Source organism: Micromonospora sp. NPDC050200 (assembly GCF_040656135.1).
In the GTDB taxonomy this organism is placed as follows: domain Bacteria; phylum Actinomycetota; class Actinomycetes; order Mycobacteriales; family Micromonosporaceae; genus Micromonospora.
Map to the genome: position 1 here is coordinate 143048 of NZ_JBFALG010000001.1, position 12887 is coordinate 155934.

At 70.4% G+C, this 12887-nt stretch carries 6 protein-coding genes; 1 reads left to right on the forward strand and 5 read right to left on the reverse strand.

Annotated elements, in window-relative coordinates; translation table 11 throughout:
- Positions 1-85: 85 nt before the first annotated feature.
- Positions 86-3241, reverse strand: coding sequence for a M36 family metallopeptidase (locus AB0I41_RS00610; RefSeq protein WP_357100022.1), 3156 nt, complete (start codon positions 3239-3241; stop codon positions 86-88).
- Between the two features lie 200 nt (positions 3242-3441).
- The gene (locus AB0I41_RS00615; protein ID WP_357100025.1) at positions 3442-4851 is read right to left on the reverse strand and encodes an acyltransferase; all 1410 of its coding nucleotides are present in this window, start codon (positions 4849-4851) and stop codon (positions 3442-3444) included.
- Between the two features lie 388 nt (positions 4852-5239).
- On the opposite strand from AB0I41_RS00615, the gene AB0I41_RS00620 reads away from it, so the two are divergent.
- Positions 5240-9613, forward strand: a complete 4374-nt coding sequence (locus tag AB0I41_RS00620) for an ExeM/NucH family extracellular endonuclease (RefSeq protein WP_357100028.1) — start codon at positions 5240-5242, stop codon at positions 9611-9613.
- Between the two features lie 101 nt (positions 9614-9714).
- Here the strand turns inward: AB0I41_RS00620 and AB0I41_RS00625 are convergent, their stop codons facing one another.
- The 3 genes from AB0I41_RS00625 to AB0I41_RS00635 all read right to left on the reverse strand — a co-directional run bounded on the left by AB0I41_RS00625 (position 9715) and on the right by AB0I41_RS00635 (position 12737).
- Positions 9715-11307, reverse strand: a complete 1593-nt coding sequence (locus AB0I41_RS00625) for an FAD-dependent monooxygenase (RefSeq protein WP_357100031.1) — start codon at positions 11305-11307, stop codon at positions 9715-9717.
- Positions 11308-11493: 186 nt separating this feature from the next.
- The gene (locus AB0I41_RS00630) at positions 11494-12411 is read right to left on the reverse strand and encodes a MerR family transcriptional regulator (RefSeq protein ID WP_357100034.1); all 918 of its coding nucleotides are present in this window, start codon (positions 12409-12411) and stop codon (positions 11494-11496) included.
- Positions 12408-12737 carry a hypothetical protein gene (locus AB0I41_RS00635; RefSeq protein ID WP_357100037.1) on the reverse strand — a complete coding sequence of 110 codons (330 nt, stop codon included), beginning with the start codon at positions 12735-12737 and terminating at the stop codon, positions 12408-12410. Before AB0I41_RS00635 ends, AB0I41_RS00630 begins: the two co-directional genes overlap by 4 nt.
- Between the last annotated feature and the right edge of the window lie 150 nt (positions 12738-12887).

The following is a 12887-nucleotide window of genomic DNA, read 5'->3' on the forward strand; positions in this document are numbered from 1 at the left end:
GCCGATCAATCGGCGCGGGCCCGGCCCGTTGGCAACCACCACGAACACCTTCAGGAGGGGTGCTCGGGTATGTCGCGCCGCTACCTCACCTCGTGTCCGTCGCGGTGAGGGTGAACGGCACGGCGGCGCCCAACCAGAGTTGGGTCAGGATGTAGCGGGCTCCGCTCGGGATCGTGCCGGACTCGTCGGCGGCCGACGACGCCGCGGTGCCGAGCAAGGTGCACGAATCGTCGTAGAAGTACAGGTCGAAGTCGTACGGAAGGATGCTGTCGCTGCGTACCTGCACTTCGTGGGCCCCGTCGCCGAAGCTGTCAGGCAGCTTGGTGACCCACCCGTCCGCGCCCTGCGCCGGCGCGGCGGGCACCGCACAGGTCGTCTTGAACGCTGTCGCGGTCACCCCGGTGGCGTCGTCGGCCGTGCCGGTGGACGGGTTGCCCGTGACGATCACCCCGGCGTCGGTCACCGGCGCGTCCGGCGGCGACGGCGGCAGCGGCTCCACCCCGGTGACGGTCTGCGAGAAGACCTGCAGTTCCGCCGTCTGCACGTCGCTCTTCGTCTCGCCGAGCGCGGTGTCGGTCCAGAACCGCACGTACTGGGCCTGCGCCGGCTTCGACAGCGTGAACTGTTTGTAGTGCAGGTCGGGTGCGGTGGGGCGGGGCGTCTGGTAGCCGAACGCGTCCGCCCGGGTCAGGACCGTCTGCCAGTTCGTTCCGTCGGTGGAGGTTTGCACGGTGAATCCGCGCAGCCCTTCGAATCGGGAGTTCGTGAAGGCGCTGACCTGCACCGACGAGATCTCCGCCGGTGCGGCCAGCTTGATCACGGCGTTGCCGGTGCCCCGGCTGGCCTTCCAGGTGCTCGCCTCGGTGTCGTCGATCAGCCGTCCGGCACCGGTCGCGGTGGCCGAGACGACGGTGGCGCCGTTGGCGGCGGAGGCCAGGTTGGGCGGCAGCGCGAACTGCAACGCGGTGGCCTTACCGGCGGTGATCTTCACACCCGGGAAGGTTCGGGAGCCGAAACCGTCCGCCGCGATGGTCACCGGGTAGGTGCCGGCGGTCACGGGCGCGGAGAACCCGCCGTCGGCGGACGACGTCCGCAGCGGGGTGACCCTTGCTTCGAAGACGCCGAGGATGATGCGGGCGCCGGGGATCGGCTTGCCGGTGGCGGCGTTGACGGCGGTGCCGGTCAGGGTGCCGTTGCGAGCCGGGTTCACGTGCTCGTACGACGGGATGGGGTCGGTGTCGTCGCCACCGTTGCTGGCCGCGTGCAGGCCCAGGCCCCGCTTGGCGAAGGCGTCGTAGACCGTGTCCACGACGGCGGTGTAGTCGGACCTGCTGTGGTAGCGGTTGCCCAGGGCGGTGCGGATCGAGTCGCGCATGTCGATGAACGACGGGTCCGCCGGGGACAGCGGCATCGCGTCGGTGACCAGGCGTGCGGCCATCTCGCCACCGGCCGTCTCGCCGTAGCGGGCGACGAGGGCCTTACGCATGTCCCACAGGATCGCCGTCCAGATCTCCCCGTCGGAGTGGACCTCGGCGCCGCCGAGGTCGTATCCGATGTCACCGAACCCGGTCGGGTTCTTGTCGTAGCTCCAGTTGCGGATGCCGCGTTCGAGGTTGCCGGTGGCGTACTGGCCGACCACAGCGGTGGTGGCGAGCTTCTTGCCGTAGAGGTAGTTCAGCGCGTACCAGTCGCCCCACCCCTCGCCCATCGAACCGGACTGGTGGGTGTTGAGGGCGTTGTCCTCGCCGCTGACGTACCGGTTGGACAACCCGTGCGCGTACTCGTGCTCGATGACGGACGCGTCGAAGTTGCCGTCCGAATACGGCCCCTCGAACGTGTCGTTGATCGGCTCCCACAGGAACATCCCGCTCCACGCCGGGATACCGTCGGGCAGGGTGAGCATGTAGGCGTTGTCCCGACCGGTGTAGGTGGGCGCGCCGCCGCTGGCCGCACCGGCATGCACCAGCCCGAGCACCGGGTCGCCGCCCTGTCCGCCGTTGCTGCCGTTGCCGACCTGGAAGTTTCCTCCGGACTCGGTGAAGCCCAGCGCCCGGAACTCGTCGTGGATGCGATTGTGCTGCCAGAACAGGTTGGTCGCCGCCGGATTCAGGTCCTGGGCGTAGCTCGGCGGCACCGTCTGCCCCTTGCTGCGCGCCCAGTTGGCCTCGTACGGATAGTTGAACTGGGCGGTCGGGCTCACCGGACGCGGCCCCTGATCGGCGGGGACCAGGAAGTTCGAGTAGTTGGCATACGTGTTGGCGTTGTTGCCGAAAGTCGTCGGCCCGGCGGCGCCCACCAGACCGGTCGGGTCGACGTACCCCGACGGCGACTGGGCGGTCGGCCCGAACGACTTGATGACCGGAGCGCCGCCCGCCGGCGCCCCGGGGTAGTTCTCGTAGACGGTGCCTTCGGCGTCGCGCGCCACCAGGGACGCCTGGTACAGCGTTTCCCCGGTCGCCGCGTCGACGACCGTGTCCCATGCCTCGTCGAGGGCCTTGATGAACAACACCCGGTAGGCCGGCCGGGCGCCGTCCTGGGTCGGGAACGCTGCCTTCTGCACGTAGGACTCGCCGGCGAAGGGGCCCTTGGCGAAGACCTGGAATCCGGCGCGGTCACCGGCCGGCTGCGCCGTGTAGGCCACGCCGGGGGCGAGCTTGCCCGCCAGACCCTCCACCACCTGGCCGGCGGACAGGGTGTGGGCGGCGGTGAGCGCACCGCTGCGGACGGAGTTGCCGGCATAGGAGAGGACTCTCCCGTCGCTGCTGACGGCCACGCCGAGGCGCCCGCCGCGCACCGCCGGCAGGCCGGCGTACGTCTGCGCGAAGTTCACCACGTGGGTGCCGGTGCCGACGAGTTCGTGATCCCGCACGATGGTCAGCGCCGCGACATCCGCCGCCGTGAGACCGAAGACATCGCGGTTGGCGTCGATGAACGACCGGGCCACGACGGCCGCGTCCCCCGATCGTGGACCGGTGAGCCAGCCACCGTCCTTGCGGATCGTCCGAGGGGTGCCGAACCGCCGGTCCCAGCTGACCCGCGTGCCGGCGCCCGCAGCACGGGCCAGTTCGCGTACTGCGGTGAGCTGGGCGTCAGTCGGTCGCGCCGATGCCGACGTACGACGAACATCCAGCCGGTCGATGCCCGGTGACCCCACGTCCACGACGGCCGAGGCGGCCGATGGACTGAGTGTGAGGACGAGGGCGAAGGCCGCACCGACGGCCAGGGGTGGACGAATACGCATGGAAGCTCCCTCTGCGGGTTGGGTCATGCCGGTGTCGTGCCGGAGGTGGTAGCGCCTCGCAATGAACATCGACGCCACCGGCTGAAGCGCAACACCATCGACCTACCGGCTGCGCTCCTTGTCCCGGCACGGCCAGGACGCCATCAACGAGGCCTGACGCCTCGGCAGCACCAGCCGACCGGATGCGTGCGCCCGGCTCCTTACCGGGAGGGTCGACCGAGAGGCTCCCCTGTTGCTCTGAGTAGCCGCAGGATGCCTGCCCCGACCAGAAAGGCGACCAGTGCGCCGGGGGGCAGTCCCAGCGGCTCGGGTGCGGACATCCCGACCATGGTGTTGATCAGCAGGCCGGCCACCACACCCGCGTAGCCGGCCGCGGTGAGTACGGTGCGGGTCGTACTGGTCCGGCCGGTGCCCGTCCGTTCGCGGTCCTGATGCCGGGTCCGGCGGCTGGTGCGTGCCTCGATCGGGCCGAGGACGGCTATCAGCGCCAGCAGGACGGCGGTCAGCATCAGCAGCCAGAGCGCCCGGAACGCATACCAACTTCCGCCGCCGACCGGTGGGGACGGTAGCCAGTGCACCGTGGTCAGCACGCCAATCAGTACCACGACCGCGGTCAGGTGCCACAGAAAGACGGTCATGACGACGGCGTTCACCCCAATCACTGCCCGCCAGGGGCGGGGGCGGCGCAACCATCGTTCGACCGGATGGTGCAGCAGCAGGATGACCCCGAGCTGAAGGGTGGCCAGAGCCAGCAGGGCCAGGCTGGGTGGCGAGGTGTTGTCCAGTCGTTCGCCAGGCACTTCGATCATGCTGACCGGATAGGGGCCGACGACGGTGAGCAGCAGCAGCGCGCCAAGACCCACGAGCAGCAGGGGCACGCCCGCCGGTCGACCCAACGGCAGCCGGCGGGCGAGCAGCCGGCGACGACGCCCATCGTGCCCGGCCGGCCCCTTCAACGCGTATGCGTCGTACCAGGCAAAGCCGATCTGGTGGATGACCAGCCAGCCGAGGAGGAAGTTGCCGCCAGACAGCGGGCCCGGGCCGAGGAGTCGCCCGAGATCGCCGGCGGCCACCAGCGCCACCAGCACCAGCGGTACGGCGAACCCGAAGCGGTGGTGCAGCGGATACATGACCGGAGTGAGCCCCACCACGGCAACGTAGGCGCTGAGGAACCACAGCGGGATGGTGGCAAACGAGACCACGGTCCGGATCTCGGCGGCATCCACGCCGATCACCCTGCCCAGCAGGCTGCCGATGGCGAGCGTCAGGAGCAGCACGGTGGTGGGGCGGACCAGCCGGGCGCTGCGGTCCAGCAGCCATTCTGTGGCGTTGCCACCCCGAGCCAGCCTGTTGTTCAGCGAAGCAGCGTTGGCGAAGCCGCCCACCAGGAAGAACACTGGAATCACCTGGAAGATCCAGCTGAGCGGACGGGCCCACGCCAGGTCGGACAGCGCCGAGAAGCCGGTGAGATGGCCGGAACTGTCGTGGACCACGACGGTGACCAGCCAGTGACCTACCACCACCAGGCTGATTGCCAACGCCCGGAGGAAATCGACGTACCGCTCCCGCCCGGCCGGCGTCCGTTCGGCGAGCTGTCGCACGCGGCGCATCGAATCAGGATATTTCAGGATGAGCCCGGCGGCCGTTCGCCGAGCCGAAGTCCCGGGGATCGCGGCGCCCGCTCCTCACCCGTTCGGAGTCCGATCCGCTGCCGGCCGGCGCCAGACCACAGGTCCCGCACGTAAGAATTGACTACCGTCGAGGCCCGACAACGGCAAGGTTGAGGCCGCTGGGGCGTTGTGCCCACGATGGCCGATTCTGATTACCCTCACGCCCGAGGACGAGCAGTTCAGCGGCGCTGCCAGCAAATACTCACTGTCGCCGATTAGTTGCCACGGTCGGCCAGGTGACCATTCGTTTTCGTACATCTGGCGGCTCTTGCCCGGGCACCGATCCCGCTTACCCTGCAGGGTCTACCCCCCTCGGAGGCCGAACTTCATGCACAGGACCAGACGCAGACAAGCACTCAACACACTGGGTGTGCTGCTCACCAGCGGTGCGCTCACGCTGGCCAGCGGCGCGACCGCGTTCGCCGCACCGGCGACGGCGACACCGGCGATCAGCGAGATTCATTACGACAACGCCGGCACCGACACCGGCGAGGCCATCGAGATCGAGGCGCCGGCCGGCTACGACCTGACCGGTTGGGGAATCGTTCTCTACAACGGTGGCAACGGCGCGGCGTACAACACCAGGACGCTCAGCGGTGTCGTGCCGGCCGCGGGTGTGGTCGTCGAGTCGTACCCGACGGACGGCATCCAGAACGGGTCTCCCGACGGGGTCGCGCTCGTCGCCCCGAGCGGAGCCGTCGCGGAGTTCCTGACCTATGAGGGGACCTTCAAGGCAGTCGGCGGGCCGGCGGACGGGCTGACCGGTGCCGACATCGGCGTGGACGAGACGTCGACCACCCTGGTCGGCCACTCCCTGCAGAAGATCGACGGCACCTGGCGGGCCCCTGCACCGAACACGTTCGGCGTCCTCAACGGCGCCCCCGGTGGTGGCGGCGGTGACCCCGACCCGACCCCGGGCTGCACCGTCACCGTCGACCACACGATCGCCGAGGTACAGGGCACCGGGAGCGCGACGCCGCTGCCGAACACGAAGGTCACCGTCGAGGGCGTGGTGACCGCCGACCACCGCACTGGTGGCTACAACGGCGTCTACGTGCAGACCGCTGGCAGCGGCGGAGACCGTCCGGCCGCCGCCGGCACGGCGTCGGACGGCATCTTCGTCTACCTCACCACGAACACCGCCAACCACCCGTCGGTCGCGATCGGCGACCGGGTGCGGGTCAGCGGCACCGCGAGTGATTTCAACGGGCTCACCCAGCTGAACATCGCCGCCAAGAGCGACGTGCAGGTCTGCGAGCACGGCGCGGCGCTGCCCGCACCGGTCCCGGTTTCCCTGCCGCTGGACGACGCCGCCCGCGAGTCGGTCGAGTCGATGCTGGTCGCGCCGGTCGGCGCGTTCACCGTCTCCGACGTCTACAACACCAACCGGTACGGCGAGGTCGTGCTCGCCGCCGGTGACCGTCCGGCCGCCAACCGCACCGACGTGGCCCGCCCGGGATCTGACGCCGCCAACCAGGTGGCCGCCGCGAACAAGCTCGCCCGGGTCCTGGTCGACGACGGCAGGACCACCAACCTGGCCACCGCCGGGCTGCTGCCGCCGTACCTGTCCAAGGCCAACCCGCTGCGCGTCGGCGACTCGGTCGAGGCGTTCGGACCGTCGGTGCTGTCGTACGGCTTCAACGAGTGGCGGCTGCAGCCGACCACGCCGGTCAGCGCGGACACCCCGTCCGCCGCACGGACCACCTTCAAGGCCACCAACCCGCGTACCGCGGGACCGGTGGACGTCGGCGGCGACGTGCGGGTGGCCAGCTTCAACGTGCTGAACTACTTCGTGCACTTCGGCGGCGACGCCCGCGGCGCGGCCGACGAGGCCGCGCTGGCCAGGCAGGAGGCGAAGATCGTCTCGGCGATCGGCGCGCTGGGTGCCGACGTGGTGGCGCTCGAGGAGATCGAGAACTCCGTCCGGTTCGACGCGGGTGACCCGCAGCAGGCGCTGAAGCGCCTGGTGGCGGCGCTGAACACCGCGCAGGGCGCGGGCACCTGGGACTACGTCCGCACCCCGGCTGAACTGCCCGGCCCGGCCCAGCAGGACTTCATCACCACGGCGATCATCTTCAAGCCCGCGAAGGTGCAGCCCAAGGGCCCGTCCCGCTCCGTGAACGACGAGAGCGTCTGGTTCAACGCCCGCGAGCCGATCGCGCAGACGTTCACCGCGGGGAAGATCTCCTTCACCGTGGTCGTCAACCACCTCAAGTCCAAGAGCGGCGCGGGGACCGGCGACAACGCCGACGCCGGCGACGGCCAGGGGTCGTGGAACGGCGACCGGGTCCGTCAGGCCCGCGCGCTGACCGCGTTCGTCGACCAGGTCAAGGCCGACAGCGGCACCGACGACGTGCTGCTGCTGGGTGACTTCAACGCGTACACCCAGGAGGACCCGATGCAGGTCCTCTACGACAAGCAGTACCGCGACCTGAACGACACCGGCAAGGCCACCTACGTCTTCGGCGGCGAGTCCGGCTCGCTCGACCACGCCCTCGCCTCGCCGTCCCTGGCGACGCGGGTCACCGGGGTCGACGTGTGGCAGATCAACGCGGTCGAGTCGATCGCCTTCCAGTACGACGGGCTCGCCGCCTTCTACGAGGCGAACCCGTACCGGGCCAGCGACCACAACCCGCTCGTGGTGGGCATCAGCACCCGGGCGAAGCCGGTCAACCTGCAGCTGCTGAGCATCAACGACTTCCACGGCCGGCTGGAGTCCCCGGCCACCGTAGGTGGTCAGCCGGTCGGCGGCGCCGCTCAGCTCGCGGGTCTGGTGGGTCAGCTGCGGTCGCAGAACCCGAACACCACTTTCGTCTCCGCCGGCGACAACATCGGCGCGTCCACGTTCATCTCGGCGATCGACGGGGACACCCCGACGATCGACGCGTTGAACACCGCCGGACTGGCCGCTTCGGCGGTGGGCAACCACGAGTTCGACAAGGGCGTCGCTGACCTGACGGGCCGGGTGTCCGACCGCGCCGACTTCCCGTACCTGGGCGCCAACGTCTACCGGGGTGACACCCGGGCGCTGCCGGCCTACTCCGTCAGCACCGTGGGTGGGATCCGGGTCGGCTTCGTCGGCGTGGTGACCGAGCAGACCACGTCCCTCGTCAGCCCGGACGGCATCGCCGGCCTGACCTTCCGTGACCCGGTGGCCGAGGCCAACCTGGTGGCCGGCCAGCTCAAGGACGGCAACCCGGACAACGGCGAGGCCGACGTGGTGGTGCTGCTCGCGCACGAGGGCGCGGCAACGGAGAACATCCGCTCCGCCGAGGCGCTGGCCAACGACCCGGTCTTCGGCAAGTTCACCCGGGTCGACGCCACCATCGACGCGATCTTCAGCGGCCACACCCACCAGCCGTACGCCTTCAAGGTCCCGGTGCCGGGGTCGGACAAGCTGCGTCCGGTGGTGCAGGCCGAGGACTACGGCAAGCGGCTGGGCAAGGTCAACCTGACCTTCGACCCGAACACGGGTTCGGTGACCGCCGCCGACGCGCAGCTGGTCGACGTGGTCGGGGCGCCGCAGGACCCGACGGTGGCCGACATCGTGGCCGCGGCCAAGGCCAAGGCCGCCGAGCTGGGCAAGCAGCAGCTCGGTTCGATCACCGCGGACGTGAAGCGGGCCTACACCAACGGCAACGAGGACCGGGGCAAGGAGTCGGCGCTGGGCAACTTCATCGCCGACGTGCAGCTCGCCGGCACCCGGGACGCCGGCCGGGGCGGGGCGCAGATCGCGTTCATGAACCCCGGCGGACTGCGGGCCGACCTGCTCTACCGGACCGACGGCACGGTGACGTACGCCGACGCCTTCGCCGTCCAGCCGTTCGCCAACGATGTGGTCACCAAGAGCTACACCGGTGCCCAGATCAAGCAGGTGCTGGAGGAGCAGTGGCAGCCCGAGGGCGCGTCCCGGCCGGTGCTGTGGCTGGGCGTCTCGAAGGGTTTCAACTACACCTACAACCCCGAGGCGCCCAGGGGCTCGCGGATCACCTCGATCAAGCTGAACGGCACGCCGCTCGACCCGACGGGCACGTACCGGGTCACGGTGAACTCGTTCCTCGCCTCCGGCGGTGACAACTTCGCCACCCTGGCGAACCGCCTCGACCAGGTCACCACTGGTGACAACGACCTCACCATGCTGGTGAACTACTTCGCGGCGAACTCGCCGGTCACCGCGGACACCAAGCCGCGATCGGCCGTCGGGCAGGCCGGGCTGCAGTGCACCACGACGATCACCGGGAACTACGCCAAGTCGCTGGTCGTCACCGCCGGCCTGACCTGCCTGGAGAACGCCACGATCGGCGGCTCCGTCACGGTGAACCCGGGCGCCTCACTGGTGGTCACCGGCGGCACCATCGGCGGCTCGGTTTACGCCACCCGCCCCGTGCTGTTCGACCTCACCGACGCGACGGTGGGCGGTCCGGTCACGGTGTCCGGCGCGACCGGCGGGCTGAAGATCAGCCGGGGCAAGGTGAAGGGTCCGGTGTCGGTCTCGTCCAACAGCGGCGGGGTACGGATCGAGACGGTCACGATCGGCGGTGCGGTCACCGTGACCGGTAACACGGGCAGCCAGCCAGTGGTGGTTACGGCGAACATCATCAGCGGGCCGCTGGGCTGCTCGGGCAACGACCCGGCCCCGGTCAACGAGAGCCGGCCAAACACCGTGAAGGGCCCGGCAACGGGCCAGTGCGCGCGGTTGTAGTCCGTAGTTGATCCCCGGTCCGCGGCCGAATCCCGGCCGCGGACCGGTCGCTCTCCACGGCCACGATCGGACGAGGGCGGCCGGTTCAGCAGCACATCGTGTTACGAGCGGAGCCATCGGTCCAGGTAGGCCAGGAGCCCGGTCAGGTCGACGCCGCCGGCCCGGTAGCCGATGTGCCCGTCGGGGCGGACCAGGAACAGACCGCTGCCGCCAGGGGTGATGCCAAGGCACCGCAGCGCCCGAGCGGCGGACGTACGCGCTGCTGCCGTACCGGCGGGTTCGGGCAGCCGGTGCACGGTCAGCCGGTACCGATCCAGCGCCGGGGTCGCGGCGGCCGGCCAGGCGGCGGGTGGCCCGCACAGCAGCAGGTGCCACCCGGGCGTGGCCGTGAGCTGGTGCAGGGTGGCACTGTCCCCGCCGGCGGGGACCGGGGCGTCGGGCAGCCGGTCACCGGCCCGGGGGCCTTTGCGGGGCGCGCTCGGGTCCTCCACCGACAGCGGGCTGTGCCGGTAGCCGATGCCGAGTTGCGACACGGTGCGGAAGGCGGATGCCCGGACGAATCTGGGTGCGAGCGCGACGGGGATGAGGGCGGGGGCGAGGCGGGTACGGGCGAAACGGACGAGCGGGTTGGTGGAGGTGGCGACGGTGAACGCCCGGTCGGTGAAGCGCAGCACCATCCGCCCGACCGGCGCCCGCTCGGTGTCGTAGGTGTCCAGCAGGGCCGGGGCGGCGTCGCCGCGCAGGGCCTGGGCCAGTTTCCAGCCGAGGTTGACTGCGTCCTGGATGCCGGTGTTCATGCCTTGGGCGCCGGCTGGGCTGTGGATGTGCGCGGCGTCGCCGGCAAGGAACACCGGCCCCGCCCGGTAGCGGGTGGCGGCCCGGTGGTGCAGCCGGAAGTTGGTCATCCAGACCGGGTCGTGCAGTCGCATCGTCGCGGCGGTGTAGGTGTCGGCGAGGGCCTGCACCTCGTCGAGGGTGACCGGGGCGTCCGGCGGGGTCAGGTCGGTGGGCGGCCGCATGGCCAGCAGCCGCCAACTGGTTGGGTGGCCGAGCGGGAAGAGGAACAGCATCCCCCGCTCGGACAGGAACACGTGCGCCGCCCCGGGCTCGACGCCGTCGGCTTCGAGGTCGGCCAGAACGAACGTTTGTGGGTATGCGGCGCCCTCGAACCCGATCCTGGCGAGGTGGCGTACGCTGCTGTGCGCGCCGTCACAGCCCACCACGTACCGGGCCGACACTGGCTCCTCGCGGCCGTCGCGGTGCCGCAGCCTCGCCATCGCGCCGTCGTCGGTCTGCTCCAGCCCGACCAGTTCGACACCACGGTCGACGGCAAGGCCGGCCGCGGCCAGGTGTTCACCGAGCACACGTTCGGTCTCCGCCTGGGAGAGGAAGAGCAGATAGGGGTACGCGGTGTCGTGAAGGCCCAGGTCGAACAGCGGCACCGACCGCTGCCGGCCGCGCGCGTGCAGGCACATGCCGACCGCCCGGTTGCCGCGGGCCACCAGCTCGTCGGTCACACCGAGACCCGCGAGAACCTCCAGAGTGCGAGGCTGAATCGCGAGCGCCCGGGATTCATGGACCCGATCAACGGCCCGGTCGACTACGCGAACCCGCACGCCGAAGGCGGCCAACTGCCCGGCCACGGCCAGCCCGGTCGGCCCCGCCCCGACCACGAGCACCTCGACCGCCTTCATCAGACAAGGACACGTCGGGGGCAGACGATCGCTGCCGCTACCGCCAACCGGTCGGCCGGGGCGCCGAACCCGATCACGTACGCGATGCCGACCATCAACATCTCCTGACTTGGCCCCACGTCCCGCAGCAGGGGCGGTCACCCCGATGACTGGCGACTGCCGCTTCCCGACCTGACGATAGCCCGGTCATGCAGCGGCGTCATCGCCGATCAGCGACAACCCACGCCTCATCCAGCCCCTGGTGATCCCGTCTGGGCTGTCTGGTCCCGGGCAGCCGCACTGCCTGCGGTCGGGGGGCTCAGCCGGGTCGTGGGGCGTACCTGATGACGGCGACGCCGACCAAGCACAGGTGGCGACGAAGCCGTACGCGTCGAGGGCGATGATCCCGGCGGCGACCCCCACCGGCCCCGGTGCTCGCGCCAGCCCTGCCAGACCAGCCGGGCGCCGCCGATCTCGGCGGGTGTGGCGACGGGCCCACCACCAGGCGGCACCTGACGCTGCGGCCAGGGCGACGGTGAGGCCGGGCATCCACCGGCCGAGAGCGGCCCAGCCGGCGCCGGACAGGATGTCGGCGGCCAGCAGCAGCGGGATGGCGCAGCATCCCAGGCATGCCGCGCCGGCCAAGCCGGTCAGCCCGGACGGGAGAAGACGTCGTGACAGGTCAATGAGCGTCGGCATCGGGGTTCCTTGGCCGAGGGGGGCGAACGGGAGCGGGCAGCACGGGCTGCGGGCGCAGGTGACAAGGTCGTCGCAGCCGGCGTCGACCGCCGCGCGCAGCGTCTCGGCGATGACCTGCAGGTCGGTGATCTTCGCCTCGACCTCGGCGAGCTTGTCCGGTGTCCGGGCCCGCAGGCCGGCGTCGGCGGAACGGCGGTGCCGGTGGCGGGCGATGGCGAGCATGTCGGCGACTTCGTCGAGGGTGAAGCCGAGCCGCTGGGCGGCCTTGATCACCCGCAGCACGGTGATCGTCTCGGCCGGGTAGCGGCGGTGCCCGCCGAGGCTGCGGCGCGGTTCGCTCAGCAGGCCTCGCCGCTCGTAGTAGCGCAGGGTCTGCGGGTTCACCCCGGCGGCGGAGGCGACCTGGCTGATGCGCAAGCCGCTCATGCCGTCAGCCTGGACGTGGCGTGAGCAGCGAGCGCGTCGAGGACCTCCACCTGGGCATCCGAAACCTGCACATCCACCTGCACGGCGATATCGGTTCGGGTCAAGGCGAACGTGAAGAAGGAACAGCAGTCACTCTCGCGCGCGGTGAGGTCCCGGACAGTGTTCTCCGCCGCCGGGTCCAAGCGCCACCGCAGCCGGGTGGGCGCCAGCCGCTCCTGCTCGCGCAGGGCGGCGGTGAACAACTCGTCGAACTCTGCCAGTCGCAGCGGCTGCTGTGCCGACGGCAGGCCGCACGCCTCGGGCACCCATCCCTGGTCGATGCTCATGCCACGACGGTAAGCCCGTACCTGGGTACCGGTTGCAACCCTGAACAGCCCCCACCCTGAATCGAGCAATAGTCAAGAGTTGTGGATGAGAAATCTTGATTAGTACGGCAGCCGCCGTTTGAGATGCCGCTGGTGGGGCTGGTAGACGTG